Source organism: Aeromonas sp. 159, assembly GCF_963862045.1.
In the GTDB taxonomy this organism is placed as follows: Bacteria; Pseudomonadota; Gammaproteobacteria; order Enterobacterales; family Aeromonadaceae; genus Aeromonas; species Aeromonas veronii.
The window spans coordinates 17269-43237 of sequence record NZ_CAWLMI010000034.1 but is presented as its reverse complement, the minus strand read 5'-3'; the positions used below and the strand labels follow the sequence as shown (position 1 = coordinate 43237).

24 protein-coding genes, 3 tRNA genes and 1 pseudogene are annotated in these 25969 nt (G+C 60.3%); 11 read left to right on the top strand and 17 right to left on the bottom strand.

The window, feature by feature from the left end; all coding sequences use genetic code 11:
* Positions 1-64 precede the first annotated feature (64 nt).
* The 9 genes and pseudogenes from AACR14_RS07435 to lolB all read right to left on the bottom strand — a co-directional run bounded on the left by AACR14_RS07435 (position 65) and on the right by lolB (position 7232).
* Positions 65-139, bottom strand: a tRNA-Gln gene (locus AACR14_RS07435).
* 8 nt (positions 140-147) lie between these two features.
* Positions 148-224 (bottom strand) — tRNA-Met (locus tag AACR14_RS07430).
* 234 nt (positions 225-458) lie between these two features.
* Positions 459-1550 (bottom strand): redox-regulated ATPase YchF, encoded by a 1092-nt coding sequence (ychF, locus tag AACR14_RS07425; protein WP_005353921.1) that lies wholly within the window; start codon positions 1548-1550, stop codon positions 459-461.
* Positions 1551-1666: 116 nt separating this feature from the next.
* On the bottom strand, positions 1667-2263 hold the full coding sequence (gene pth, locus AACR14_RS07420) for an aminoacyl-tRNA hydrolase (protein ID WP_019445695.1): 597 nt from the start codon (positions 2261-2263) through the stop codon (positions 1667-1669).
* A gap of 218 nt (positions 2264-2481) precedes the next feature.
* On the bottom strand, positions 2482-4470 hold the full coding sequence (locus tag AACR14_RS07415; protein WP_019445694.1) for a bifunctional metallophosphatase/5'-nucleotidase: 1989 nt from the start codon (positions 4468-4470) through the stop codon (positions 2482-2484).
* A 116-nt stretch (positions 4471-4586) separates the two neighbouring features.
* Positions 4587-5534, bottom strand: coding sequence for a ribose-phosphate pyrophosphokinase (locus AACR14_RS07410; RefSeq protein ID WP_005343846.1), 948 nt, complete (start codon positions 5532-5534; stop codon positions 4587-4589).
* Between the two features lie 195 nt (positions 5535-5729).
* Positions 5730-5804, bottom strand: a tRNA-Gln gene (locus AACR14_RS07405).
* A pseudogene (gene ispE, locus AACR14_RS07400) lies at positions 5784-6654 on the bottom strand (4-(cytidine 5'-diphospho)-2-C-methyl-D-erythritol kinase). The gene AACR14_RS07405 and the pseudogene ispE overlap by 21 nt, the downstream one beginning before the upstream one ends.
* Positions 6654-7232, bottom strand: coding sequence for a lipoprotein insertase outer membrane protein LolB (gene lolB, locus AACR14_RS07395; RefSeq protein WP_005353907.1), 579 nt, complete (start codon positions 7230-7232; stop codon positions 6654-6656). The pseudogene ispE and the gene lolB overlap by 1 nt, the downstream one beginning before the upstream one ends.
* Positions 7233-7358: 126 nt before the next feature.
* On the opposite strand from lolB, the gene hemA reads away from it, so the two are divergent.
* The 6 genes from hemA (at position 7359) to kdsA (ending at position 12876) form a co-directional block, all read left to right on the top strand.
* Entirely contained in the window at positions 7359-8618 is a 1260-nt protein-coding gene (gene hemA / locus AACR14_RS07390) for a glutamyl-tRNA reductase (protein WP_019445692.1), read from the top strand.
* Between the two features lie 51 nt (positions 8619-8669).
* Positions 8670-9758 (top strand): peptide chain release factor 1, encoded by a 1089-nt coding sequence (gene prfA, locus AACR14_RS07385; RefSeq protein ID WP_005353897.1) that lies wholly within the window; start codon positions 8670-8672, stop codon positions 9756-9758.
* A gap of 61 nt (positions 9759-9819) precedes the next feature.
* Complete coding sequence (gene prmC, locus AACR14_RS07380; RefSeq protein WP_019445691.1) at positions 9820-10671, top strand: peptide chain release factor N(5)-glutamine methyltransferase; 852 nt, start codon at positions 9820-9822, stop codon at positions 10669-10671.
* Between the two features lie 56 nt (positions 10672-10727).
* Complete coding sequence (locus tag AACR14_RS07375; protein ID WP_005334939.1) at positions 10728-11111, top strand: SirB2 family protein; 384 nt, start codon at positions 10728-10730, stop codon at positions 11109-11111.
* Between the two features lie 12 nt (positions 11112-11123).
* The gene (locus AACR14_RS07370) at positions 11124-11924 is read left to right on the top strand and encodes a SirB1 family protein (protein ID WP_005362204.1); all 801 of its coding nucleotides are present in this window, start codon (positions 11124-11126) and stop codon (positions 11922-11924) included.
* 97 nt (positions 11925-12021) lie between these two features.
* Entirely contained in the window at positions 12022-12876 is an 855-nt protein-coding gene (gene kdsA, locus AACR14_RS07365) for a 3-deoxy-8-phosphooctulonate synthase (protein ID WP_005334937.1), read from the top strand.
* A gap of 149 nt (positions 12877-13025) precedes the next feature.
* Here kdsA and grcA read toward each other — a convergent pair whose 3' ends face one another.
* Positions 13026-13406, bottom strand: a complete 381-nt coding sequence (gene grcA, locus AACR14_RS07360) for an autonomous glycyl radical cofactor GrcA (protein WP_005334936.1) — start codon at positions 13404-13406, stop codon at positions 13026-13028.
* A gap of 367 nt (positions 13407-13773) precedes the next feature.
* On the opposite strand from grcA, the gene AACR14_RS07355 reads away from it, so the two are divergent.
* The 3 genes from AACR14_RS07355 to AACR14_RS07345 all read left to right on the top strand — a co-directional run bounded on the left by AACR14_RS07355 (position 13774) and on the right by AACR14_RS07345 (position 15883).
* The gene (locus tag AACR14_RS07355) at positions 13774-14514 is read left to right on the top strand and encodes a substrate-binding periplasmic protein (protein WP_019445690.1); all 741 of its coding nucleotides are present in this window, start codon (positions 13774-13776) and stop codon (positions 14512-14514) included.
* A 69-nt stretch (positions 14515-14583) separates the two neighbouring features.
* Positions 14584-15261, top strand: coding sequence for a uracil-DNA glycosylase (gene ung, locus AACR14_RS07350; RefSeq protein WP_019445689.1), 678 nt, complete (start codon positions 14584-14586; stop codon positions 15259-15261).
* Between the two features lie 70 nt (positions 15262-15331).
* Positions 15332-15883, top strand: coding sequence for a hemerythrin domain-containing protein (locus AACR14_RS07345; RefSeq protein ID WP_005362195.1), 552 nt, complete (start codon positions 15332-15334; stop codon positions 15881-15883).
* 168 nt (positions 15884-16051) lie between these two features.
* On the opposite strand, the gene AACR14_RS07340 is transcribed toward AACR14_RS07345, so the two are convergent.
* The 3 genes from AACR14_RS07340 to AACR14_RS07330 form a co-directional block, all read right to left on the bottom strand.
* Positions 16052-16852, bottom strand: a complete 801-nt coding sequence (locus tag AACR14_RS07340; protein ID WP_019445688.1) for a helix-turn-helix transcriptional regulator — start codon at positions 16850-16852, stop codon at positions 16052-16054.
* Positions 16853-16863: 11 nt separating this feature from the next.
* Positions 16864-17400 (bottom strand): YbhB/YbcL family Raf kinase inhibitor-like protein, encoded by a 537-nt coding sequence (locus AACR14_RS07335; RefSeq protein WP_019445687.1) that lies wholly within the window; start codon positions 17398-17400, stop codon positions 16864-16866.
* Positions 17401-17596: 196 nt separating this feature from the next.
* Complete coding sequence (locus AACR14_RS07330; protein WP_005362191.1) at positions 17597-18853, bottom strand: adenylosuccinate synthetase; 1257 nt, start codon at positions 18851-18853, stop codon at positions 17597-17599.
* A 170-nt stretch (positions 18854-19023) separates the two neighbouring features.
* Between AACR14_RS07330 and AACR14_RS07325 the strand changes: the two genes are divergently transcribed.
* Positions 19024-19938 (top strand): LysR family transcriptional regulator, encoded by a 915-nt coding sequence (locus AACR14_RS07325; RefSeq protein ID WP_019445686.1) that lies wholly within the window; start codon positions 19024-19026, stop codon positions 19936-19938.
* Positions 19939-20041: 103 nt separating this feature from the next.
* On the opposite strand, the gene AACR14_RS07320 is transcribed toward AACR14_RS07325, so the two are convergent.
* Positions 20042-21454 (bottom strand): TAXI family TRAP transporter solute-binding subunit, encoded by a 1413-nt coding sequence (locus AACR14_RS07320; protein WP_026034963.1) that lies wholly within the window; start codon positions 21452-21454, stop codon positions 20042-20044.
* 81 nt (positions 21455-21535) lie between these two features.
* Entirely contained in the window at positions 21536-22678 is a 1143-nt protein-coding gene (locus AACR14_RS07315; protein WP_019445684.1) for a MalY/PatB family protein, read from the bottom strand.
* Between the two features lie 182 nt (positions 22679-22860).
* On the opposite strand from AACR14_RS07315, the gene AACR14_RS07310 reads away from it, so the two are divergent.
* A complete protein-coding gene (locus AACR14_RS07310; protein WP_005334914.1) occupies positions 22861-24033 on the top strand; it encodes an MFS transporter in 1173 nt (390 codons plus the stop codon).
* Between the two features lie 14 nt (positions 24034-24047).
* On the opposite strand, the gene AACR14_RS07305 is transcribed toward AACR14_RS07310, so the two are convergent.
* Both AACR14_RS07305 and AACR14_RS07300 read right to left on the bottom strand, forming a co-directional pair.
* The gene (locus tag AACR14_RS07305) at positions 24048-24962 is read right to left on the bottom strand and encodes a LysR family transcriptional regulator (protein ID WP_019445683.1); all 915 of its coding nucleotides are present in this window, start codon (positions 24960-24962) and stop codon (positions 24048-24050) included.
* A 127-nt stretch (positions 24963-25089) separates the two neighbouring features.
* Positions 25090-25845, bottom strand: coding sequence for a YciK family oxidoreductase (locus tag AACR14_RS07300; protein WP_005334909.1), 756 nt, complete (start codon positions 25843-25845; stop codon positions 25090-25092).
* Positions 25846-25969: the final 124 nt, after the last annotated feature.

The window sequence follows — 25969 nt, the reverse complement described above, 5'->3', positions numbered from 1 at the left end:
CCGCTTGGCGATACCCCAACAGCGTTCCTCAACAGTCACGAGACTGGCAAAGAACTTTTAAAAATGGCTGGGGTACTAGGATTCGAACCTAGGGATGGCGAGATCAAAACCCGCTGCCTTACCGCTTGGCGATACCCCAACTAGAGATGGTGGCTATGACGGGATTCGAACCTGTGACCCCCGCATTATGAGTGCGATGCTCTAACCAACTGAGCTACATAGCCAACCTTGCTTCCGGTGAGTCGTTACCTCGTCACCGTGCGGGCCGAATTATGCGTATCTGGCTCTGGGGCGTCAACCCTTTTTTTGCCAGAAAAACGCAATTTGAGTGCGTTTGACCAGTTATTGGTCTCTGTTGCGCAAAAGCCCAACAATCTGCTTTTTTTTAAGACATTGCCATGATTGCCCGGGCAATGGCAGATAAAAAACAGGCCAGCAAATGCTGGCCTGTCATGGGATTAGACGTTGAACAGGAAATTCATGATATCGCCATCTTTGACGATGTAATCTTTCCCTTCAGCGCGCATCTTGCCCGCTTCCTTGGCGCCTTGCTCACCCTTATAGTTGATAAAGTCTTCAAAGGCGATGGTTTGGGCGCGAATAAAGCCTTTTTCAAAGTCAGTGTGGATCTTGCCAGCCGCTTGCGGGGCAGTGGCACCGACCGGAATAGTCCAGGCGCGTACCTCTTTCACACCGGCGGTGAAGTAGGTCTGCAGGTTGAGCAGCTGGTAGCCGGAGCGGATAACGCGGTTCAGGCCCGGCTCTTCGATGCCAAGGTCAGCCATGAACTCGGCGCGATCTTCGTCGTCCAGCTCGGCGATGTCGGCTTCGATGGCGCAGCAGACCACGACCACGACCGCGTTCTCGGCGGCGGCGATTTCACGCACCTTGTCCAGATAGGGATTGTTCTCGAAACCATCTTCCGCCACGTTGGCGATATACATGGTGGGTTTCAGGGTCAGGAAGTTGAGGTGGCTGACGGCGGCCAGCTCTTCTTTATCCAGCTTCATGCCGCGGATCATCTGACCGTTTTCCAGCGCGACCTTGATCTTCTCAAGCACTTCCACTTCCAGCTTGGCATCCTTGTCGCCGCCTTTGGCGCGCTTGGACTGACGGTGAATGGCACGCTCGCAGGCGTCCAGATCCGACAGGGCCAGCTCGGTGTTGATCACTTCGATATCGTCAGCGGGAGAGACCTTGCCGGCAACGTGAATGATGTTCTCGTCATCGAAGCAGCGCACAACGTGGCCGATCGCTTCGGTTTCACGGATGTTGGCCAGGAACTGGTTGCCCAGACCTTCACCCTTGGAGGCACCGGCAACCAGACCGGCGATGTCGACGAATTCCATGGTGGTCGGCACAACGCGCTGCGGATTGATGATGGCCGCCAGCTGATCGAGGCGGGGATCCGGCATCGGCACCACACCTGTGTTCGGCTCGATGGTGCAGAACGGGAAGTTGGCGGCTTCGATACCGGCCTTGGTCAGCGCGTTGAACAGGGTGGATTTGCCTACATTGGGCAGGCCCACGATACCGCATTTAAAACCCATGGATTGTTACCTTACTTGATGGATGCTGTTGGGGGTCGCCCGCAGGCGGCCCATGTCATGCTTGTTCTGGTCGTTGCTCATGTACCGGCACAATGCCCGTACAGGGTCAAACCGACCTAACCCTTTTCAGCCTTGAAGCTGTGCAAGCGATTCATGGCCTTGGTCATATCTTGTTTGAACAGGATGTCGGTGGCGCGCAGGGACTCGTCCAGCGCGGCGTCGATCAGGTTCTGTTCACTGCTGGGGGCCTTGGTCAGGACGAAGCCAGCCACCTGCTCTTTGCTGCCGGGATGGCCGATCCCGAGACGCAGCCGGAAGAAGTTATTGTTGTTGCCCATCTTGGCGATGATGTCCTTGAGGCCGTTATGGCCACCATGACCACCACCCTGCTTGAACTTGGCAATGCCTGGCGGCAGGTCCAGTTCGTCATGGGCCACCAGAATCGCTTCCGGCTCAATCTGATAAAAACGCGCCAGTGTGGCCACCGCCTTGCCAGAGAGGTTCATATAGGTGTTCGGGATGAGCAACCGCACATCCTGCCCCTCGACCAGGATGCGGGCAGTATGGCCGAAGAACTTGGGTTCTTCACGCAGGCTGACATTGTGCCAGCGGGCCAGTTGCTCCACATACCAGGCGCCCGCATTGTGGCGGGTCTTGGCATATTCCGGGCCGGGGTTGCCCAGTCCGACGATCAGTTTGATTTCGCTTGTCACGCTTGATGTCTTCACTCGCAGCTGCCGTGGGCACACTACCCAGGGCAATAGGACGCAATATTCTAGCCGCCGAGTGGCGATCACTCAACCAATGCGCATGTTATGGCGGGATTTGCAGCATTATTGCGGCCAATGGGTGGCTAACGGTGGGCAAACGGACCTCTTGCAAGAGGCCCGTTTCAGTTGAGCGATGGATTGTGCCCGGTTGACTACCGTCGTTATTTGGCCCGCAGCAGGGTGACGGTCTCTTCATCCAGTGCGGTCAGGGTGGGACGGGCATCGCGCACATACTCCACGAAAGACGCTGCATCGGTGCCGCAATCCACGCCGCTGGCTTTGCAATTGAGGGGCTGGCCCGGGGCATAGACGGCGCTCAGCAGCTCGCCGTTTTGTGCCACCTTCAGAACCGGGAAGGCGGTCAGCTTGCCATTGACGCTGGCGATATCGACCCGCTCGCTCTTCTGACTCTGGGCATTGGCCAGTGCTTGCCAGCCATCGTTGCCGTTGGCGCTGTAGGCGTTCATCACCACCCGATAGCGCTGGCTATCCACCAGATCTTGCCACTCGCCGCTTGCGGTCTTGCGCTGCAATTGGGTCAGGGTGCCCGCTTTGCCTGCGTTGGTCTCCTGGAAGGTGTAACGCAGGTGGCCGCCATAGGGGAACTTGCCGGCATGGGCGCTGGCGGGCAGGGTCGCGGTGATAGTCTCGGTCAGCAGGGCGCGTACCTCGGCGCCAGTCAGGGTTAGCACCGCGAGCTGGTTCTTGAACGGCTGCAGGGTGAGGGCACTATCCCCCTCGCGCCATTCGCCGGCCGGCAGCTCGGCGCGCACGCCACCCACCGCCACCAGAGCGAAGTCGACCGGGCCGCCGGTCAGGGCTTGCACTGCTGGGGTATTGGCCCAGTAGAACTCCCCTTCGGCAACCAGCGGCGCTACATCTGAGCCGTGGCTGTCGCTGCCGTTGTCGCCGGGGCGACGGGCATTTTGCAGCTGCTCGGGGATGGTGCCGATCACCGGGCCGTAGGCTTTCTCCAGCGCCGGTTTGTAGTGGCTGTCGATGATGCCGCGCAGGCGCGGATCTTCATCCACGGTGACCAGATTGGGCTGGTTGTCGACAAACTGGCTTGCCTCTTTGCTGCGGGCGTCGTCGAGTGCCTGCTTGCGTGCCGCATCGGCGAAGAAGTCGCGGCTCGCCAGCAGGCTGTTGTGGCCCTGGCAGTCGGTCACCTGACCCTGGCTGTCAAAGGTCACCTGTGCCAGACCGATGGCCTGGGCGTAGGAGCCAGCCTGTACCACGCAGGTTTTGCCGATGCCATCCGGATTGGTCACCAGCTTGGCGTAATCGCCGGTCTTGCCCCAGCCGATATTGCGAAAATCGCCGAGCAGGCTGTGGGAGTGGCCACCGACGATGGCATCGAGACCGTTTACCTTGGCCGCCAGCGCCAGATCCCGCTCGTTGCCGATGTGGGTCAGGGCCACGATCTGGTGGATCCCCTTGGCTTGCAGCATGTCGACCGTGGCCTGAGCCGAGGCGACCTCCTTGCCAAAGCGCAGCTTGCCGACGTTGGGGGCGATATTGCCCATGTCTTCCAGCACCAGACCGATGACGGCGACCAGCTGTTTGCCTTGTGGCAGGTTGTCGAGATCGGTGACCGGGCTCTTCTGGTTGCCGTCAAAGGCGTAGACCACGAAGGGCTTGAGGTTGTCAGCCTTGCTGAGGGCCGGATCGGCCTTGGTGTCGAGGTTGGCGGCCAGCACCGGGAAGTTGACCCCCTCGATGAAGCGGGCCAGCTTCTGGTTATCCAGATCGAACTCGTGGTTGCCCAGCGCCATGGCATCGAGGCCGAACTGGCTCAGCAACTCGGCGTTGGCCATCCCCTCGTTGAGCTTGAAGTAGCCGCTGCCCTGCCAGGCATCACCGCCGTGCAGCAGCAGCAAGGGCTGGTTCTTGGCCAGCGCCTCGGCCTGATAGGCTTTCGCCATGGTCAGCAGGCGCGGGTAACCGCCAAAGCGGGTATAGAGGGTGTCCGTCTCCCCCTGCTGGGCAAAGATCTGCCCTTTGATCTCGGCATTGACCGGATCAAACTGGGAGTGGGTGTCGTTCATGTGAGCCAGAGTCAGCACGAAGGGCGGGTTCTCTTTGGCGGGCTGACAGGCGAACAGGGCGGAGGTGAGGGTCGCGAGCAGGAGGGGACGCAAGCAATTCATGGGTAAATCCTTAAGCCTGCCGGGGGCAGGGTCGTACCAGATAGCAGAAAGTTGGAAAGAGAAGGTCCAGAAAGACGAAAACCGCCTGATGGCGGTTTTCGTTATTGCTGAATCTATCAATGCTCAAACATGGCAGAGATGGACTCTTCGTTGCTGATGCGACGAATGGCTTCGGCCAGTACAGTTGACAGAGTCAGCTGCTTGACCTTGCCGACCGCTTTCATCTCCGCAGTGAGCGGGATGGAGTCGGTGATGATCAGTTCATCGATCACAGAGTTCTTGATGTTCTCGACGGCGGAACCGGAGAAGACCGGGTGGGTAGCGTAAGCGAATACACGCTTGGCACCGCGCTCTTTCAGGGCCTCTGCGGCTTTGCACAGGGTGCCGCCGGTGTCGATCATGTCATCAACGATGATGCAGTCGCGGCCGGCAACGTCACCAATCAGGTGCATGACCTGGGAGACGTTCGGGCGGGGACGGCGCTTGTCGATGATGGCGATGTCGGTGTCATCCAGCAGCTTGGCGATGGCGCGGGCACGCACGACGCCACCGATGTCCGGGGAGACAACGACAGGAGACTCGAGGTTCTTGGACTTCATGTCTTCCAGCAGCACCGGGCTACCGAACACGTTGTCTACCGGAACGTCGAAGAAACCTTGAATTTGCTCGGCATGCAGGTCAACGGTCAGCACGCGATCCACACCGACGCTGGAGAGGAAGTCAGCGACAACCTTGGCGGTGATGGGTACACGGGCGGAGCGGACGCGGCGGTCCTGACGGGCATAACCAAAGTAGGGGATAACGGCAGTGATACGGCCAGCTGAAGCACGACGCAGAGCATCCACCATGACGATCAATTCCATCAAATTGTCGTTGGTCGGGGCACAGGTGGATTGAATGATGAAGATATCGCCACCACGTACATTCTCATTGATCTGTACGCTGATCTCGCCGTCGCTAAAGCGACCTACGGCAGCATTGCCGAGTTTGATAAACAGGCGATCTGCGATCTTCTGGGCTAGTTCCGGCGTTGCGTTACCAGCAAACAGCTTCATGTCAGGCACGGTTTGAAACCTCGGGGTTGCATCCAGTATGTGGGGGAGTCTGAAATCAGACCCTATCGTTTTGGGGCAAACGATTTATCAAGATAACGTACAAGGTGTCTGCTGCCCAATGATTGTGATGATACCGGTAACCCGAATCCGTGGCCGAGTGCAAAACCGGCCACGTTAATCATCATCAATACTGTTCGGTAAAATTGGCTGGGGTACTAGGATTCGAACCTAGGAATGGCGAGATCAAAACCCGCTGCCTTACCGCTTGGCGATACCCCAATCATTTGAACTGTTGCAATGTGGAGAAGAGAGGTGATATGTTCTCGCCCTTGGCGACAAACCCATCAAGTCCCTTCGGCACGCAGGCCAACACTTCCCGAGCAGTCACTTCGTCTTCAAATTGAGCAAAGACGCAGGCTCCTGTGCCCGTCATTCTTGACGGCGCGTATTCTAGCAACCAGCCGAGCGCATTGGCAACCTCGGGGTGGCGCTTTTTCACCAGTGATTCGCAATCGTTTTTCCACTCGCCTTCCAGCAAGTTGTCCAGCGCCATTTTCGGCGTGGCTCTCGGCAGGTCCGGATCCTGGAATACGGCCGCGGTCGCCACATGGCAATCGGGCTTGAGCACCAGATACCAGGCATCGGGCAGTTCGACCGGTTGCAGCCGCTCACCCACTCCTTCGGCAAAGGCCGCCTTGCCACGGACAAACACCGGTACATCAGCCCCCAGCTGGACGCCGAGCGCTGCCAGTTCATCTTCACTCAAACCCGCTTGCCAGAGGTGGTTAAGCGCCACCAGCGTGGTCGCTGCATCGGACGAACCGCCGCCGATGCCGCCGCCCATGGGTAGCACTTTCTCCAGTCGGATATGGGCCCCCTGCGGGCTCGGCAGGGTTGTTTGCAGCAGGCGCGCCGCGCGGATAATCAGATTCTGCTCATCCGGCACCCCGGGAATGGCCGGGCTCAGGGTGAGTGTGTCGCTATTTGGTATCACCTCAAACTCGAGCCAGTCGCTGTGGTTGAGGAAGATAAACAGGGTCTGCAGCTCGTGATAGCCATCGGGACGACGGGCATTGACGTGTAAAAACAGGTTGAGTTTGGCCGGTGCCGGCCAGCGTGTGGAAGCCATTAACGTGCAAGAGTCCATTGGTTGATCTGAAGCTTGAGGCGGCTGTTCTGGCCGGTCATGGTCAGCTGGTGCGGCAGGCGGTAGCCATCCTGATCCCGATAATCGCCATAGACGATCTGCCACTGGCCGTCGCGCACGCTGGCCAGACTGCTGTCGGGGTTGAGTTCAAACTCCGCCTGACCTGGCAGCCCCTTGATCCACTCCGGTAATCCCGCAACCGGAATATTCCAGCCGGTCAGTTGATAGATGAGCGCTTCGGCATCCTGGCTCTGGTGGCGATTGCCGTCGCTGTCGAGCAGGGTGATTTCGCCCTTGCTACGGGAGAGCTCCAGAATGCTGGTGCCAATCAGGCTGGTGAGGTTGAGGCGATAATCCTCCCCATCCTGCTGCCAGTTGAGACGGGCGCTGCCCTTTTGCTGTGGCGTGATGATGGCCATCTTGCCGGATAGCTGCCAGTGGGTCAGCTGCTCGAGACGGGTCCGCTCCTGGTTCCAGTTCACCTGGTCACGCTGGGGCTGGGTGGTGGCACAACCGGCCAGCAACAGCAGGCAGGTGAGGGTAAAAATACGTAGCAGCAAGAGACGGCTCCAGAGAGAGGAATTTGCCACAGTATACGGGGCGGCCGTATTGCTTTTAAAGACTTACCCTTTCTCGTACAATTGGCAGCCTTTGCACCCAGCGTATGAAATGATCGTCGCCCACTCATGAGTTTGCTTGCCCTCGGAATCAACCACAACACCGCCAGTGTCGCCTTGCGGGAACGGGTCGCCTTTGGCCCGGACTGCATCGATCGCGCCTTGCGTGAGCTGGTGAGCCAACCCGGTGTCAGCGAGGCGGTGATCGTCTCCACCTGCAACCGGACCGAACTCTATTGTAATCTGGAGGAGGAGCGGCAGGAGCAAGTGCTGCGCTGGCTGCAGCAGTTCCACGGGCTGGACGCAGCCGAACTGGTCACGGCCATCTATCAGCATCACGACGAAGAAGCTGTGCGCCACCTGATGCGGGTGGCGTGCGGGCTCGACTCGCTGGTGCTGGGGGAGCCGCAGATCTTGGGGCAGATCAAGCAATCCTACGCCCATGCCCAGCAGGCGGAGTCGGTGAAGGGGGCGCTGGAGCGGCTGTTCCAGAAATCCTTCTCGGTGGCCAAACGGGTGCGTACCGATACCGAGATTGGCGCCAGTGCCGTGTCGGTGGCGTTTGCTGCCGTCAGTCTGGGTCGGCGGATCTTCTCCGATCTCTCCCAGACCAAGGTGCTGCTGGTCGGTGCTGGCGAAACCATTGAACTGGTGGCCCGTCATCTGCGCGAGCAGAACGTCACCAAGATGATGGTGGCCAACCGCACCCTGCAGCGCGCCCAGACCCTTGCGGCCGAATTCGGCGCCCAGGTGATGACGCTCGAAGAGATCCCCGACTATCTGCACGAGGCGGATATTGTCATCAGCTCGACCGCCAGCCCCCTGCCCATCATCGGCAAGGGGATGGTGGAGCGCGCGCTGAAGGCCCGCCGCTTCAAACCCATGTTTCTGGTGGATATTGCCGTGCCGCGCGACATCGAAGCCGAAGTCGATGAACTCTCCGATGCCTATCTCTACACGGTGGATGATTTGCAGGGGATCATCGAGCAGAACCTCGAAACCCGTAAACGGGCTGCCGCGCAGGCGGAAGTGATCGTGCAGGAAGAGCGCGACGAGTTTATGGGCTGGTATCGCGGCCAGAGCTCGGTCGACCTCATTCGCGATTACCGTCAGCAGTCCCAGCAGGTCGCTGACGAAGAGTTGCAACGCGCCCTGCTGGCACTGGCCCAGGGCGAGAGTGCCGAACAGGCGCTCAAGGCGATGGCCCATCGCCTCACCAACAAATTGATCCACGCGCCGACCCAGGCGTTGCGCCAGGCTGCCTCCCAGGGGGATCAGAGCGAGCTCTCCCGCTTGCGGCAGGCGCTGGGGTTGTCACAAGAGCCATAATTTTCGGGCAACCTACCGGTTGTCCCGTCCTCCATTGAGAATGCAAGAGTTATGAATCCGTCACTGATCAGAAAGCTGGAAGGCCTCATCGAGCGCCACGAAGAAGTACAGGCCATGCTCGGCGAGCCGGATGTGGTCTCGGATCAGGATCGCTACCGCGCCCTGACCCGCGAATATGCCCAGCTGGAAGATATCGTTCACGCCTTCCAGCGTTACCGTCAGGCGCAGGATGATCTGGAGACCACCCAGATGATGCTGGAGGAGGATGATGCCGACCTGCGCGAGATGGCGCAGGAGGAGCTGCCGCTGGCCAAGGCCAATCTGGAGGCGCTGGAGCAGGAGCTGCAACTGATGTTGCTGCCCAAGGATCCCAAGGATGACAACAACTGCTATCTGGAGATCCGCGCCGGTGCCGGTGGCGACGAAGCGGCCATCTTTGCCGGTGACCTGTTCCGCATGTATTCACGGTTTGCCGAGCGTCAGGGCTGGCGCGTCTCCATCGTCAGCTGCAATGACGGTGAATATGGTGGCTACAAGGAGGTGATCGCCAAGATCGACGGCGAGCGCGTCTATGGCCGCCTCAAGTTTGAATCCGGTGGTCACCGGGTACAGCGGGTGCCGGAGACCGAATCTCAGGGCCGGGTGCACACCTCCGCCTGTACCGTCGCCGTGTTGCCGGAAGTGCCGGAAGCCGAGCAGATCGAGATCAACCCTTCCGATCTGAAGATCGACACCTTCCGCGCCTCCGGTGCCGGTGGTCAGCACGTCAACAAGACCGACTCGGCCATCCGCATCACCCACCTGCCGACCGGTCTGGTGGTGGAGTGTCAGGACGAGCGCTCCCAGCACAAGAACCGCGCCAAGGCGATGTCGGTGCTCTCCGCCCGCCTGCAAGCGGCCGAGGATGAGCGCCACCGCGCCGCCGAGCAGAGCACCCGCCGCAATCTGGTGGGCTCCGGTGATCGCTCCGAGCGCATCCGTACCTACAACTACCCGCAGGGCCGCCTCTCCGAGCACCGCATCAACCTGACCCTCTACCGTCTCTCCGAAATTTTGGAAGGAGATCTGGACTGCGTCATCACGCCGCTGGTGCAGGAGTATCAGGCCGATCAGCTCGCCTCGCTGGCCGAGAACAACTGATGCAAATGGTGATCCGGCAAGCTCGCATTAAGTGTTGTGCCCATAAGGTGGAGTGGCACTGATGCAGATCCAGCAGGCCCGCGCCCATATCATGACTGTGTTGGCTGGGGGGGAGTCCCCCCGCGCCGATGCCGATGTACTGCTCTGTCATCTGCTCGGGTGTCGTCGCAGCTATCTGATGACCTGGCCAGAGCGTGAGCTGGATGCCGCCCAGCAGGCCACTCTGCAGGGGTGGCTGGTCCGTCGTCTCAACGGCGAGCCTATCGCTCATCTGGTGGGCGAGCGGGAGTTCTGGTCGCTGCCGCTGAAAGTGAGCCCGGCGACCCTGATTCCGCGCCCCGATACCGAGGTGCTGGTCGAGCAGGCGTTGACCAAAATCCCGCAGGGGCCCTGCGCCGTGCTGGATCTCGGCACCGGCACCGGCGCCATCGCGCTGGCGCTCAAGTCCGAGCGGCCCGAGGTCGATGTGTGGGCGGTGGATCGGATGGCCGATGCCGCGGCGCTGGCCCGCGAGAACAGCGCCGCGCTGGGGTTACCCATCGAGGTGCGCGACGGCAGCTGGTTCGAGCCCCTTGGCGAGCCGGATCGCGACAATACGCCACGTTTTGCGGTGATTGTCTCCAATCCCCCCTATATTGATGGCGCCGATCCCCATCTCGAGCAGGGTGACGTGCGCTTTGAGCCCCGCTCGGCGCTGGTTGCCGATGACGCCGGGCTGGCCGATATCCGCCACATCGTGGCCCATGCCCCCGCTTATCTGCTGACCGATGGCTGGTTGCTGCTGGAGCATGGCTGGGATCAGGGGGAGGCGGTGCGTCAGTTGCTGCGCGATGGCGGCTACCGCGAGGTAGCCACGGTGCGCGATTACGGGGATAACGACAGGGTGACGCTGGGCCTCTGCCCGCTGCGCTGACGGTTCCTCACTGTTACACGGCGGGTTGCCTGTGCGCCCCCATGCAAGGATTGAATATGGTTTTTGTGCTCAAACACCTGCACCTAACCCTGATTGCCGGGGCCGTGCTGATGTTTATGCTCCGCTTCTACTGGGTACAGACCGCCACTGGCCGTGCCTATAGCGCGCCGGTGATGAAGGTCAGCGGCTGGCTCAACGGTCTGGTGGTGCTCTCCGGCGTATTGCTCTGCATGGTGCTGGATCTCAACCCGCTCAATAACGGAACGCCCTGGCTCAGCGAGAAGCTGATGGCCATTCTGGTGCTGGTATTTCTGGCGGCGATGGCGCTGCGGTTGGCCAAAAGCAATCTGGTGCGCTGGTGCTCCTTTCTGGGGGCGCTCGGCTGGATCTACTTTATTGCCAAGTTGGCAGTGCTCAAACAGACGAGTGTGTTCGGCTAAGGCATGAAGAGAATGTTACACATAGACGAATGGACCGATTTCGAAGCCCACGATATCACCGAGCTGGCGTTGTCAGTCAGCGACGAAATTTATGGCTCGGTCGAGGAGGGGATCCGCGAGTTGAACCTGCTGGACGAGTGGCTGGATGAGCAGATCGAAGAGGGCACCTGCGACGAGGTGCGCCAGCAGTTGCTGCAAGGCTTCTACCACAGCCTCGGTTTTCATGGCGACTGGCAGGACTATTTCTCGGCCAACAACTGCGATCTCAATCAGGTGCTGGTTCAGCGCAAAGGGATCCCGGTCAGCCTCGGCATTCTCATCATCCAGCTGGGGCGCAAGCTCGGGCTCGATGTAGAGGGGATCTGCTTCCCCGGCCACTTCCTGGTGAGCTTTGCCGGTGGCGAGGGGGAGGTCTATGTCGACCCCTTTACCGGCGACGAGCTGAGTCTGGCCCGCATCGAGCTGCTGCTGCGCGGTGCGTTGGGGGACTTGGCGACCCTGACCCCCGACTACCTGCAGCCCTCCGGCCAGTGGGAGATCATCGAACGGCTGCTCAACGTCAGCAAGGGTGCCCTGCTGCGGGAAGATCGCATGCCCGAGGCGCTGCGTTGCAGCGAGCTGTTGTTGCGGATGAAGCCCGGCGATCCGCTGGAGACGCGGGATCGCGGCTTTATCTACGAGCAGCTCGATTGCCCGCGCCAGGCCGCCGACGATTTTGAATATTTTATTGAACAATGCCCGGACGATCCGGTCGCTGATGTGCTGAAAGTGCAGCTGGCCGCGCTGGATCTGAGCCCCAAGCCCCTCCATTAAGGGGTGCTTGAAACTGAAACAGAAGAATATCAAGACCGCTGCGTCCGGTCGCAACGGATTAACTAGGCTTCAGGCCCTTTTATTAAGGATGTCTTAGATGGAACAGAAGAATATCAAGATCAACCAGATCGACGTTGCCAACGACAAACCGTTCGTGCTGTTTGGCGGCATGAACGTGCTGGAATCCCGCGACATGGCGATGGCGGTGTGCGAGAAGTACGTGGAAGTGACCAGCAAGCTGGGCATCCCGTTTGTCTTCAAGGCGAGCTGGGACAAGGCCAACCGCTCCTCCATCCACTCCTACCGCGGTCCGGGTCTGGAAGAGGGGATGAAGATTTTCCAGGAGCTGAAAGCGACCTTCGGCATGCCGGTCATCTCCGATCTGCACGAACCCCATCAGGCCAAGCCGGTCGCCGAGGTGGTTGACGTTATCCAGCTGCCCGCTTTCCTGGCGCGCCAGACTGATCTGGTGGAAGCCATGGCCCGCACCGGCAACGTTATCAACATCAAGAAGCCGCAGTTCCTCAGCCCAAGCCAGATGAAGAACATCACCGACAAGTTCGAGGAGTGCGGCAACGATCAGCTGATCCTCTGCGAGCGCGGTGCCAATTTCGGCTACGACAACCTGGTGGTGGACATGCTGGGTCTGGGGGTGATGAAGAAGAGCACCGGTGGCTATCCGGTGATCTTTGACGTGACCCACTCCCTGCAGTGCCGTGATCCGCTGGGTGCCGCCTCCGGTGGCCGTCGCGAGCAGGTAACCGAGCTGGCGCGCGCCGGCATGGCGGTCGGTCTGGCCGGTCTCTTTATTGAGTCCCACCCGGATCCGAAAATTGCCCGCTGCGATGGCCCGAGTGCCCTGCCGCTGGAGAAGCTGGAAGGCTTCCTCAAACAGATGAAGGCCATCGATGACCTGATCAAGGGCTTCGAACCCCTCGATACTTCGGCCTGATCCCGACGCTGTCATGCCTGATGAAAATGCCCCGCAATGCGGGGCTTTTTTTGATAATGATGAGGTGACAAGCACGCATAAAAAAACGGCCGATTGGCCGTTTTTTGTGCCGATACAGCGAGTATCAGCTCTTCACTGCAGGGCGCTGATTACAGGCTCTGGGTGAAAGTACGGGTAACCACGTCACGCTGCTGTTCCGGGGTCAGGGCGTTGAAACGCACTGCGTAGCCAGATACACGGATGGTCAGCTGCGGGTACTTCTCCGGGTTTTCGATAGCATCTTCCAGAGTTTCGCGACGCAGCACGTTGACGTTCAGGTGCTGGCCACCTTCAACAGCAGGCTCAGCCTGAACCGGCAGTTCGCGGTATTCGAACTGACCCAGGTCAGCCAGTTGCACTTCTTGATCGGCAGCGAAAGCATCGCCTTTGACGCAGATGCAGCGAGCTTGTTGCTTCTCTTCGTCCAGCAGCCAGAAAGAGTTCAGCAGAGCGGTGTTGGCGGCCTGGGTGATTTGAATGCCTTTGATCATGGTATGACTCCTCAATGGGAACGCGAATCCAACTGTAAGGAAATTACCCTGATGTATTTAAGCTACCGTCGATGGCGATGACTTAAAGGGCCCTTGCCTTACACCTTTTCTTTGATGGGGTCATATATACCACGGTGGTAATATTACCAAAATTGATCTAGATCAAGAAAATCCGACAAAGCGCCATTTCAATGGGATTAAATTCTTGAGTTGAATCAAAAATAGGTCATTTTTCTGATTTTGTAAGATATCCAAATTATGCATCTTTTATCTCGTTAATCTAGTAATTTAACTACATCTTTTCGGCTTTTTCTGAGGTTAATTGAGGGGTTGGCTAAACTCAGCAAAAAAGCGAGGAGAGTGCCGGGTGAATAATGGGTGGCGAAAGTGGGCATGGCTGGCCCTGTTCTGTTGCTGGGCAAGCAGTGTTGCGGTACGGGCCGAGACGGTGCGTATTGCTGTGGGCGAGTGGCCACCTTATATCAGTGAGGCGCTGCCCAATCAGGGCTTTCTCTGTGAGGTGGTGCGCCAGGCCTTTGCCGAAGAGGGGCTCGATGTCAGCTTTCACTTCTATTCCTGGGCCGAGGCTTACCGACTGACTCTGGAGGGGCGCTATGTGGTCACCATGCCCTGGTTTCGCTCCCGTGAGCGGGAGCAGCTTTTCTATCTCTCCGCCTCGCTCGGCCATTTCACCACTCGCCTGATGACGCTGACCGGTACGCCCGCGGTCAATCTGGGTGAGCTGAAACACGAGCCGGTCGGGGTGACCCGTGGCTATTTCTATGGCGATGGTTTTGCCGCTCGCCAAGCCGGGCTTACCCTCGAGTGGTCAGATTCCGATGAGGAGAGCATGGGCAAGCTGCTTGACGGGCGGATCCACTATCTGGTGATGGATGAGCAGGTGGCACAGACTCTGTTCCAGCAGGCGCTCGTTCGTCATCCCCAATCGCTGTCACTGACCGGTGCCGCCGACCCCATCTGGTCGCAACCGGGATACCTGCTGATGCGCAAAGCCGATCCCGAGGCGCGCCGTCTGATGCTGCTGTTCAATAGCGGCCTGCGCAAGCTGGAGCGCTCGGGGCGCCTCGCCAGGCTCTGGAAAGCGTGAGCCACGGTTGCGTCTTGCGGGCTGGCCCCCTATCCTGAGCCCTTCGCCGTATCAAGTGAGGAGGCCGGGGTGCTGACCTGGAGTGATGTGATTGGCTCTGAGAAAGAGCAGGACTATTTCAAGAGTACGCTGGCAACTGTCAGAGCCGAGCGGGAAGCGGGCAAGGTGATCTACCCGCCAGCTACCGATGTGTTCAATGCCTTCAAGCTGACCGAGCTGGATCAGGTCAAGGTGGTGATCCTGGGGCAGGATCCCTACCACGGCCCCAATCAGGCGCACGGTCTCTGCTTCTCCGTTCTGCCCGGCGTGCGTACGCCTCCCTCACTGGTCAACATCTATAAAGAGATGCAGCGTGACCTGCCAGGTTTCGTCACACCCAATCACGGCTTTCTCGAATCCTGGGCCAAACAAGGTGTCTTGCTGCTCAACACTGTTCTGACGGTGCAGGCCGGTCAGGCCCATTCCCACGCCCATCTGGGATGGGAGACCTTTACCGATCGGGTCATCGAGCAGATCAATGCCAGTTGTCAGGGGGGGGTGTTCCTGCTGTGGGGCGCCCACGCCCAGAAGAAGGGACGTTTCATCGACCGCCAGCGCCACTATGTGCTGACCGCGCCGCACCCGAGCCCACTCTCTGCCCACCGCGGTTTCATCGGTTGCGGTCACTTTAGCGAGACCAATCGCTTGCTGGAACAACAGGGCAAGAGTCCGATAGAGTGGAAATCTGTCTGCATCCCACTTGATTGAGTGCAAAGTTCGGGCGACAAATGACCGTATACTCAGGGACATAAGATTAATTCAGAGCCAAGGAGTGCCCATGTTATCCAGTCTGCACAAGGATCATCTCAACATCGCCCGACTTTTGGAGCTGCTCAAGCACAAGCTGGCAGCCATTCGTGCCGAAGAGCCCATCAGCTATTTTCTGGTGCGCGATGTCATCGACTACCTGCGGGAGGTCTCTGACAAGTACCACCATCCCAAGGAAGACCTCATCTATGACTACTACCTGAAATATCGGGTGGTGGAGGGTGAGGTCGCCAACCGCCTGCAGGAGGAGCACGTCAAGCTGCTGGAGGCCGGGGCCGATCTCAAGGAGATGGTGGAGATGATCCTGATGGATGCTGTGATCCCCCTCGATCAGTTCACCACCAAGCTGGAGCGCTTCGTGGAACTGCAAGAGGCGCACATGAACTATGAAGAGGGGGTGATCTTCCCCCATCTGCGTGACTCCCTGACCGAGGATGACTGGCGTCATCTGGAGCAAAACTGGCAGAACCGCGCCATTGGCGACCCCCTGTTCGGGGCTGAGGTGAGCCAGCACTTTCAGGCACTGGCCAAACGCCTATCTTTGCCACTCACGAACGGCTAAGACGAGCCCGTACCCGCCGCGTGGCAGGTATTGTGTGAGTGCAACTTGAGTGAAAACAGAAAGGCCTCCATCCGGAGGCCTTTTGCATTATGGATGTTGCCATCCATTGCGCAGCCCAAGGATATACAACTGCTGGCAGCAACTCTCTTCGGAGAAGTTACTTATCGACTATCTGGCGTGACTGAGCAGGGTGGATGGGCAGGTGTGCAGGTATTGGTGGGGCGTCAGGCCGAACTCCTGTTTGAAGCGGGCGGCAAAGCGACTGGGGGAGTCATAACCGCAGGCGAGGGCGACTTCCAGCGGGGTCAGGCCCTGTTGCAACAGGTTGAGGGCGTGGCTCATGCGTACCTGGGCCAGCAACTGGCGAAAGCTGCGACCTTCGGCGGCCAGCTTGCGCACCATGGAGGCGCGGCTCATGGAGAAGTGGGGGGCCACCGCCTCCAGGGTGTGGTCGATGCCGGGTTCCACCGCCAGGTAGCGTGCCAGCCGCTCTGCGAGGGTCATGGTGCTGGCGGGAAAGAGCAATCCGAGGGCGTTGGCGGCCCGCAGCTCGGCATAGAAGCCGCGCAGCAGTTCGGCCTGTGTTGCTTCGCTCAGTCCCCGTTCGGCCATGGTGCTGATGAGTTCAAAGCAGAAGGCGAGCCCGGGGGTGACCTTGACGGCGGGTTCCTCCAGATCGGCGTGGGAAGGGGCTGACTCGGCCAGCCACTCCGGCGGCGGTGGAGTCAGCAGTGTGATGGCGTGGGAGCGAAATTTGCCCTGCTCCGGCTGATTGACGAAGGTGAGCTGGTGGCCTGCCGGGATCAGCAGCCACCGCTCCCTGTCAAACGACAGACGTCGCTCGCGCCACCACAGTTGCTTGCTCCCCTGGGTGACCCAGATGAGGGTCGGGGCGTAGATGAGCACCCGGTGCAGGGGCTGCTGGCGGATCCCGAGATAGTGGCTCTGTTGCAGCAGGGGAGTGCTCATCCGGTTGGCTCCTAGGGGGTGACGAAGGTGGCGGTCAGGGTGGCCTTGCCGAGCGCCATGCTGTTGAGCATGTAGCCTACCATAGCCGGCGGGGTATCAGCCTTCACCTCTAGATCATGGGACAGGGCCCAGGCGGTGAACTGATAGCGGTGCATGCCGTGACCAGCGGGCGGGCAGGGGCCGCCATAACCCTGGCTGCCAAAGTCGGTGCGGATCTCCAATCCCTGCTTGAGCTTGCCGGAGGTATTGCTGGCCAGCTCGCTCTGGGTGGCAGGCAGGTTCACCACCAGCCAGTGCCACCAACCGCTGCCGGTGGGGGCATCTGGGTCATAGGCGGTGATGGCAACACTCTTGGTGCCTGCCGGCAGATCCTGCCAGCTCAGTTGGGGCGAGCGGTTGTCGCCGCTGCAGCCAAAGCCGTTGAAGCTGAACTGTTTGTCCATCAACTGGCCTTCGTGAATGTCCGTGCTCTTCAGGGTCATGGCAAAGGCTGGCATGGCCGTCAGGCAGAGCAGTGGCAACAGGGCACTCTGTTTGAGCAATTTCATCGGGTGACTCCTCGTGTGGTAACGGGTTCACTTTAACGAGGGTGGGACAGGTTTTTGTTGCAGAATGACTCAAGATGAGGTCGATTGGTGAGTTAATTGAGCCTTTTGGTGTTTTTATGGCAAGAAGGTAAACGGCAGCGATAAAAAAACCGGCATCAGGGATGCCGGTTTTTTGTTTGACGATGAGAGGTGCGGCTTAGCGCAGGATCATCTCGTCACGGCCCGGGCCGACGGAAACCATCGGAACCGGTACGCCGAGCAGCTCTTCGATACGCAGCACGTATTGCTGGGCCGCTTTGGGCAGCTCTTCGAAGGTGCGGCAGCCGGTGATGTCTTCGCTCCAGCTTTCCATCTGCTCGTAAACCGGCTTCAGGGCAGCGGTTTGCGGCCAAATCGGGTTCTCGGTGTGGGCACCTTCGTAAGCCACGCAGATCTTCAGATCCGGCAGACCGGTCAGGCAGTCCAGCTTGGTCAGTGCCACTTCGGTGGCGGCTTGCAGCTCGACACCGTTCTTGGTGGCGACGGCGTCGAAGTAACCGACATCACGGGGACGGCCAGTGGTGGCACCGAACTCATTGGTGATCTTGCGGAACTCGTCCTGGTTCTCCATGGCGGTCAGCAGGGTGCCGGTACCGACAGAGGAGCTGAATGCCTTGGCCACAGCGATGACGCGCTCCGGGCGCAGACCCGGCAGACCGCCACCGATACCGGCGTAGGCGCCGGATACGTGGGAGGAGGTCACCCAGGGGTATTCGCCGTAGATCAGGTCACGGCCAGCGCCCAGCTGCGCTTCGAACAGCAGGGTCTTGCCTTCGGCCTGCAGCGCTTTGAGCGGCATGCTGACGTTGCAGACGGCGTCGATCCACGGGGCAGAGACTTCCAGCAGCCAGTCGGCCATCTCCTGGGCAGTCTGGGTGAATTCGAAGGAGGGGTAGATAGCCTTCATCTGCGGCAGTTTCCAGTCCAGCATGAACTGGATGCGCTCGACCAGTACGTCCGGCTGTTTCAGCCAGCCGACCAGGATCGCTTTCTTCATCACGCGATCGCCGTAGGCAGGGGCGATGCCCTGACGGGTGGAGCCATAGGCGCCGTCACCCAGACGCTGCTCTTCCAGGGTATCTTCCAGCGCGTGCAGCGGCAGGCAGAGGGTTGCGCGGTCAGAGATGGCCAGCTTCGGAGTCACGCCGGAGGCTTTGACTTCCTCGAGCTCGACGGTCAGTTTCTCGGGGCTGATCACCATGCCCGGGCCGAGGACAACCAGGCAATCCGGGTTGAATACGCCACTCGGAACCTGGTGCAGCTTGAAGGTGCCAAGGTCGTTGACCACGGTGTGGCCAGCGTTGTTGCCGCCCTGGAAGCGAATGCTGGCGCCAGCTTGACCTGCCAGATAATCCACGATGCGGCCTTTGCCTTCATCACCCCAGTTAGCACCTACGACTACGATAGACGACATGACTCTTTCTCCTAAGACGTTAGGCGTCCATCCTAGGAGCCTGATGCGGATTAGAAAAATTAATTATCTTTATAATTCCGATAAGAGAACCATATAATTATGGCCAATTAAGCGGCAAACCGCCCGATTTTGCCTGGCAAGCCCCGCACATCGCGGGTTGAGGGACTCTTATGCTGGATATTCACTGGTTGCAAACCTTTGTCACCCTGGCCCGGTTGCAACATTTTGGCCAGACCGCCACCGAACTGCACATGACCCAGCCCAATGTCAGCCTGCATATCAAGCGGCTGGAGCAGGCGACCCGGGTGCGGCTGATCGAGCGCAGTCCGTTTCGCCTGACGCAGGCGGGGGAGCGGCTGCTGCAAAGCGCCGAGCGCACCATTGCCGAGTTGCAGCTCTGCCAGTCCGATCTCAATGCCCTCAACCAGCTGAGTCAGGGGACGCTGGCCATCGCCGCCAGCGACATCATCTCTCGCCTGCTGCTTATCCAGCCGTTCCAGCGCTTCAAACGGGAGTTCCCCGGCATCGACCTCACCCTGTTCAACACCACTTCGGATCAGGCCGCCGAGCTGGTCAAGGCGGGCAAGGCGGATCTGGGTTTTGTCATGGCGCAAAAGCGCAGCGAGCCGCTCTTCTATACCGAGCTGCAACAGGTGACCTGGTGCGCCCTGGGTCACGGCCTTGCCCGCTGGCAGGCGCGGGCGGTGGCGGGAGAGAGCGATCCCCTCGACGAGCCGACCTTGATCCTGCTCGGTCACGACACCCGCACCCGAGCGCTGATCGACCCGTCCCTGCCGCTGCTGGCCTTGCCCCCCTGCCGCATCATGGAGGTAGGCAGCGTCGACGCCCAGCTCGATTGGGCCGAGGCGGGCTTTGGTGTCGCCATCGTGCCGGACTTCTCCCTGCATCCGCGCCTCAACCTCACCGCGCCGGTCACCAGCCTCGGCGACTTTCCTGGTACCAGTCTGGGCTACGTGGTGCGCCAGAATCAGGTGTTGTCGCGGGCCATCAAGCAGTTGCTGCACTGGGTTGAGGAGGAGATCCAGAAGCCCAACCCCTATCTGACTAGGGGGATGGAGCCTTAGCGGACGGCAAGGTGAGCTGGTCAATCGACTTCGCCACTATCGAGCGCATATCAACAATCAGGGCAGCCGAGGCTGCCCTGATGCATTTGTGGGCGCTTACCGTTCAGGGTTGCGGCGGTGTGGCTGCGCTGGTGGATGGGGAGGGAAGTGTATCGGTTTTATCCTGCTGCGAGGTTTCGCCAGTCACCGCGCTGCTGGCAGGCTGGATTGCCTGCTCTTGCGGCGCAGTGGCCGCAGAGGCGCTCTGTGGCAACTGAGTCGACACGGCAGCCGATGGTGATGGAACCGTTGACGCTGCGGCCGAAGGGGACACGCTCTCACCCTCGGTGGTCGGCGTGGCAGTGAGCTCGGGGGTGATCTCGAGCGCCTCTTCGGGCAAGGGATTAACCTCTGTGGCTTCTGTTGCCACTGCGGCACTGCTGGTGGCGGTCGCGTCAGAGGGCGCAGTCGCCCCGTCAGCGGCACTCACCTGCTCTGTCGTGGGCACCGCCTCCGAGGTTGATGGTTCAGGTGCTAACTGCTCCGGTGCCAACTGTTCCGCTGTTAACTGCTCGGGGGTCAGTGACAAGGGGGCTGGCGGTTGATCCGACATCCCCGCATGGAGGGGCAGTTCGGTTTGCGCCTGCAACTGCTCTGGAGTCACCTTGCTCAGGGCAGGATGCAGCCGGCTGAACTGCTTGACCCGGGCCAGCAGGGTATCGCGCACGGTACGGACGATGGGGTCCGGCAGACTGGCCAGTGCCACCAGTTCGGCACTCATCCCGATATTGTTGATGGCGGTGGTTTGTCCCGGATAGAGGTTGGCAGCGATACGGCTGCGCTGGTAGTAGGGGTGTTGTTTGAGCAGCGTGTCTATCTGCTCCCCTTCGATGGGAATGAGGCGCACCTTGCAGCGGCTGATCAGATCGCCGACCGCCAGACTGGGGTGACCGGCAACCACAAACGCGGCATCCAGCGAGCCATCGCAGAGTCCTTCCAGCGGTTCGCTGTCCGATTTGAGCTGATAGGTAGCAAACTGCCCAGGTTGCCATCCCATGGCTGCCATCAGGGCCTGGCTGGTGATCTGCTCACCGGCGCCGTTGTTACCCGGATAGACCCGTTTCCCTTCGATATCTGCCAAGGTGGTGATGCCGCTATTGGGGGTGGCCAGCAGGGTCAGCGACTCCTGATAGAGGCGAAACAGGCTGCGCAGCTCATTGTTGGCCCCCTGCCCGCTGAAGGGGCCGGTGCCGTGCAGGGCGTGGTGCAGCACATCGGACTGCACCAGCGCCAGCTGTACGTCCCCCTTGTCGAGTGCCTTGAGGTTGGCCATCGAGCCACGGGTGCTCTGCACGGTGCAGCTGTCCCCATGCAGGGCATGGCCGGCATTGAGCACCCGGCAGATGGCGCCACCGGTCGGGTAGTAGACCCCATTGAGCGGGCCCGTTCCGATGGTCAGCGCCTGGCTGCCAAAGGGGAGCAGCGCAGAGAGTGCACAGAGGGGAAGCAGAAGGTGATGCAAGATCCGTAGAGACATAATTGACCGTTGACTGAGTTGACCGCTGGCTGATGACACAGGGAAAAAGGGATGGGGCTTGCCCATCCCGTTGCTGGCTAATCAGGGCTTGTTGTTGAGGATTGCCCGCTCCATCCGCGCCAGCGCGTCGGTCAGTCGTGCCCTGGTACAGCCGAAGTTGAGCCGCACGAACTGACCGTCGCCAAACTGGGCGCCGGGGGAGAGACCGACGCCGGCCTGCTCGAAGAAGGCGATGGGATCGGCAAGGCCAAGGGCGCTCACATCAATCCAGGCCAGATACGTCGCTTGATGGTTGGCCAGCTTGACGCCGGGCCAGCGGGCAACCGCTTGCTGGATCAGGGCCAGATTGGCCGCCAGATAGTCGAGTTGCTCGGTCAGCCACTGTTCGCCACCCTCATAGGCCGCTTCGGCGGCGACAAAGCCCAGCAGGTTGACGTCGGCGCTGATGCCGCGCATCGCCTGTTGCAGCCTGAAGCGCAGACGGGCGTTGGGGATAATGGCGAAGGAGCAGCAGAGACCGGCGATATTGAAAGTCTTGCTCGGGGCCATCATCACCGCGCAGCGCTCGGCCGCTTGCGCACTGATGGCGCCGTAGGGAATGTGGCGGGCGTTTTTATCCAGCAGCAGATCGCAGTGGATTTCATCGGAGCAGATCACCAGATTGTGGCGCGCGGCGATGGCATCGATGGCCAGCAGCTCGTCACGGGTGAAGATGGTGCCGCCCGGGTTGTGGGGGTTGCAGAGCAGCAGCAGATCTGCGGCGGGGGCCTGACGCTCCAGCTCTGCCAGATCCAGCACCCAGCGACCCGCCTCTTCAACCATCGGCACGGTGAGCAGGGGACGATCATTGAAGCCCGGCGCCTGCAGGAAGGGGTAGTAGACCGGCTTGGGGGTGATGATACCGCGGCCATGCTGGCTCCACGCCTTGCAGGCAAGGTTGAGCCCCGGCACCACGCCGGGCAGGAACACCAGCCATTCGGGCTCGATGGCCCAGCCATAGCGGGTCGCCATCCGTTCGATAATAAGTTCGATCAGGCGCGGCGAGGGGCGTGCATAGCCGAAAATGCCGTGGGCAACCCGTTTGGTCAACGCCTCAATCACGGACGGGGGGGAGACAAAGTCAGTATCGGCAACCCACATGGGCAGCACATCCTGACCCTTGTACTTGTCCCATTTCAGGCTCATGGTGCCACTGCGGTCTACTTCCTGATCAAAATCAAACATGCGAACTCCTTGTGCTGGCAGGATGGGCTTTCACTCTACGGGGTCGCGGCCTCCCTCGCAAGGCGCACACCTGCTTATGCCATCCTTGAGCCCGCTCTTGATAGTGACATAAGATAGGCGCCGAATTTTCATACGGCTGCCGCCCGTTAGCCCGTATCGTCCTTCCAATCAGTGGTAACCCTATGAGCTTGTCGATAGCGGCGGTCAAACGCCCGGACCCCGTCTCCCTTTCATTTCTTGCCGTGACCTTTATGACCGGCGTCGCGGTGGCATTGCAGGTGCCTACCTTAAGTCTGTTTCTGGCCGAGGAGGTGCAGGTGCGCCCCTTTCTGGTCGGGCTCTTCTATACCATCAACGCCGTGGTGGGCATTCTGGTCAGCCAGTGGCTTGGCCACCGCTCCGATAACAAGGGGGATCGCAAGCGACTGATCCTGCGCTGCTGTTTTGCCGGGGTGGCGCTCTCCTTGCTGTTTGCCTGGAACCGCAACTACTGGCTGCTGGCGAGTCTGGGGGTGATGCTGGCGGCACTGGCGGCCACGGCCAGTCCCCAGCTGTTTGCGCTGGCGCGGGAGTATTCCGACAGCCGCAACCGGCGGGCGGACATGTTCAGCTCGGTGATGCGGGCCCAGTTTTCGCTGGCCTGGGTCATAGGCCCGCCCATCGCCTTCGCGCTGGCCATCGGCTACGGCTTCGAGCTGATGTACTTGGCCTCGGCACTGGCCTATCTGCTCTGTGCCCTGGTGGTGTGGCGCTGGCTGCCCTCGCTGCCGCTGCCCAAGATGGCTGAAGAGACAGAGCGGGTCAGCAGCTGGCGGGATCCGGCGGTGCGGGCACTCTTTATCGCCTCCACCCTGATGTGGACCTGCAACAGCATGTACCTCATCAATATGCCGCTCTACATCACCCGGGAGCTCGGGATGGATGAGAAGCTTGCCGGTATCCTGATGGGCACGGCAGCGGCGCTGGAGATCCCCTTCATGCTGCTGGCGGGTTACTACACGGCGCGCTTTGGCAAGCGCCCCATGATGTTGCTGGCGGTGCTGGCTGGCGCGGCCTTTTACACAGGTCTGGTGACCCTCACCGACCAATACGCCCTGATCGCCTTGCAGCTGTTCAACGCCATCTTCATCGGTATCGTGGCGGGGATCGGCATGTCCTACTTTCAGGATCTGATGCCGGGGCGAGCCGGGGTGGCGACCACCCTGTTTGCCAACAGCATCCGCACCGGCTCCATCATGGCAGGGGCCATCGCCGGTGTGGTGGCGGAGGTGTGGAGTTTCCACGGGGTCTTTATGGTGGCGCTGGGATTGGCACTGGTGGCACTGGCCGCCAGCTGGCGGGTGCCCAACGTCTGACGGGGAGCTGGCTGTTATTTACCGTGCTGGGGCTGGGCGTGCGGAAGCGGCGCTGATTCGCCCTGATATTCGTTGCGCAGGCAGCGCAGCAGCAGCTCGGTCGCAGGGCCGAGGGATTCGGGGGAGAGGGTCAGCAGATAGGTGTAGAGGTGGCGCTCGTTGCCGCTCTCCAGATCCAGCTGTATGAGTGACCCTTCTGCCAGCTCCCGCTCTACCAGATGGCGCGGCATCCAGGCATAGCCGAGGCCAAGGCGCAGCATGGCGAGCACTTCGTGGTAGTGGGTTGCCTTCCAGCCGGTGTCATCCGCATCGTTCCAGTCCACCGAGCGGTGAATGGGGGGATGAAGGCTGATCTGGTTGTGACTGGTCAATACATCGCTGCGGATCGCCCCCTCCTCTTGCGCCAGCGGATGGCTGGCGGCGCAGAGGGGCAGCAGGCATACCTCGTCCAGCAGCAGACCGGTGCGATCGCCGGGCAGGTGCTCGGAGAGCATCAGATCCCCCGGTTGCAGGGCGTTGAAGTGGCAGTGAATGCGTTCGTGCAGGTTGACCCGGCAACCCCGACTGCGAGGATAGAAGCTGGCCAAGGCCCGATAGAGGCGATCCCTTGGCTGCAGCGCCGAGACATAGAGGTTAATCTGCGGCTCCCACTGCCGCTCCAGGTTGTTGGCCAGATTTTCCAGCTCTTCCACCTGCTGGCTCAACTGACGGGCCCGCTTGAGGAAGATCTCGCCCGCTGGGGTCAGCACCGCCTTGCGGCCGCGCACCTCCAGCAAGGGCACCCCCAGACTCTGCTGCAACTTCGCAACCGCATGATTGAGGGAGGACTGGCTCTTGTTCAGCGCCTCGGCCGCCTGGGCGTAGCCGCCGCAGTCGACCACCGCCTGAAAGATCCGCCATTGCTCAAACGTGCTCTTGGGACGAAACATAGTTCAACCTGATTGGAGATAGGATGGTCAGTGGTTCGAACAGGGAGCCTGTGCCCCCTATTCAATTTAACCCCTGCCGCACAACACTCTGGGTATTTTATTGATTTATTTGGGCTGAGCCGCCTGTTTATTTTGGCTGAGCCACAAAGGTCTGGCCGGTTTTGCCGCGGCTGTCCGACCCCATCAGGTAGAGGTAGAGCGGCATCAGGTCGGCCGGAGTCTTGAGGTTCATGGGATCTTCCGCCGGGAAGGCGCTGGCGCGCATCTTGGTACGGGTACCGCCCGGATTGAGGGTATTGACCCGCACACCTGTGTTCTCAAGCTCGTCGGCCAGCACTTCCATCATCCCCTCGATGGCGAACTTGGAGATGGCATAGGTGCCCCAGTAGGCGCGCCCCTTGCGTCCCACACTGGAGGAGGTATAGACGATGGAGGCATCTCCCTGCGCCTTGGCAGTCTGGCGCAGCAGCGGCAGCAGCGCCTGGGTCAGCAGGAATTCCGATTTGACGTTGACCTGCATCACTTCGTCCCACTCCTTCTCCTGAATATGTTCAAACGGGGAGAGGGTGCCGAGCAGACCGGCATTGAATAGCACGCCATCGAGGCGGCCAAACTGCTGGGCGAAGGTTTCGGCCATGCCGCGGTAGTGGGCAGCGGTGGCCCCTTTCAGATCCACCGGCACGATGGCGGGCAGCGGATAACCGGCCGCTTCAATCTGGTCATACACGGCTTCGAGTTTGGCGCTGGTGCGGCCGAGCAGGATCACGGTGGCACCATGAGCGGCGTAGGTGAGGGCGGCTTCGCGGCCGATCCCGTCGCCGGCACCGGTGACCAGAATGACTTTATCCTTGAGCAGATCGCGGGGTGCCTGATAATCGAGCATGACAACTCCTGTTAACAAATTCCGGCCATAAGTGCATGGCAATCGGCGCCAAGTGTACTGATCCGCGCGCCTGTTTGACCAGCCAGCGGCAAGAAAAATGTGAAGAAAATAGAGAGGTTGTGAT

Excerpts from the sequence above, each read along its gene's own strand:
- AACR14_RS07320 (WP_026034963.1), bottom strand. The coding sequence starts at position 21,454 with ATGTCTCTACGGATCTTGCATCACCTTCTGCTTCCCCTCTGTGCACTC.
- grcA (WP_005334936.1), bottom strand. The coding sequence starts at position 13,406 with ATGATCAAAGGCATTCAAATCACCCAGGCCGCCAACACCGCTCTGCTG.
- AACR14_RS07305 (WP_019445683.1), bottom strand. The coding sequence starts at position 24,962 with ATGTTTCGTCCCAAGAGCACGTTTGAGCAATGGCGGATCTTTCAGGCG.
- AACR14_RS07300 (WP_005334909.1), bottom strand. The coding sequence starts at position 25,845 with ATGCTCGATTATCAGGCACCCCGCGATCTGCTCAAGGATAAAGTCATT.
- ychF (WP_005353921.1), bottom strand. The coding sequence starts at position 1,550 with ATGGGTTTTAAATGCGGTATCGTGGGCCTGCCCAATGTAGGCAAATCC.
- AACR14_RS07340 (WP_019445688.1), bottom strand. The coding sequence starts at position 16,852 with ATGAGCACTCCCCTGCTGCAACAGAGCCACTATCTCGGGATCCGCCAG.
- AACR14_RS07415 (WP_019445694.1), bottom strand. The coding sequence starts at position 4,470 with ATGAATTGCTTGCGTCCCCTCCTGCTCGCGACCCTCACCTCCGCCCTG.
- AACR14_RS07325 (WP_019445686.1), top strand. The coding sequence starts at position 19,024 with ATGCTGGATATTCACTGGTTGCAAACCTTTGTCACCCTGGCCCGGTTG.
- AACR14_RS07370 (WP_005362204.1), top strand. The coding sequence starts at position 11,124 with ATGTTACACATAGACGAATGGACCGATTTCGAAGCCCACGATATCACC.
- AACR14_RS07330 (WP_005362191.1), bottom strand. The coding sequence starts at position 18,853 with ATGTCGTCTATCGTAGTCGTAGGTGCTAACTGGGGTGATGAAGGCAAA.
- prmC (WP_019445691.1), top strand. The coding sequence starts at position 9,820 with ATGCAGATCCAGCAGGCCCGCGCCCATATCATGACTGTGTTGGCTGGG.
- hemA (WP_019445692.1), top strand. The coding sequence starts at position 7,359 with ATGAGTTTGCTTGCCCTCGGAATCAACCACAACACCGCCAGTGTCGCC.
- AACR14_RS07345 (WP_005362195.1), top strand. The coding sequence starts at position 15,332 with ATGTTATCCAGTCTGCACAAGGATCATCTCAACATCGCCCGACTTTTG.
- AACR14_RS07310 (WP_005334914.1), top strand. The coding sequence starts at position 22,861 with ATGAGCTTGTCGATAGCGGCGGTCAAACGCCCGGACCCCGTCTCCCTT.
- AACR14_RS07375 (WP_005334939.1), top strand. The coding sequence starts at position 10,728 with ATGGTTTTTGTGCTCAAACACCTGCACCTAACCCTGATTGCCGGGGCC.
- kdsA (WP_005334937.1), top strand. The coding sequence starts at position 12,022 with ATGGAACAGAAGAATATCAAGATCAACCAGATCGACGTTGCCAACGAC.
- AACR14_RS07315 (WP_019445684.1), bottom strand. The coding sequence starts at position 22,678 with ATGTTTGATTTTGATCAGGAAGTAGACCGCAGTGGCACCATGAGCCTG.
- AACR14_RS07335 (WP_019445687.1), bottom strand. The coding sequence starts at position 17,400 with ATGAAATTGCTCAAACAGAGTGCCCTGTTGCCACTGCTCTGCCTGACG.
- prfA (WP_005353897.1), top strand. The coding sequence starts at position 8,670 with ATGAATCCGTCACTGATCAGAAAGCTGGAAGGCCTCATCGAGCGCCAC.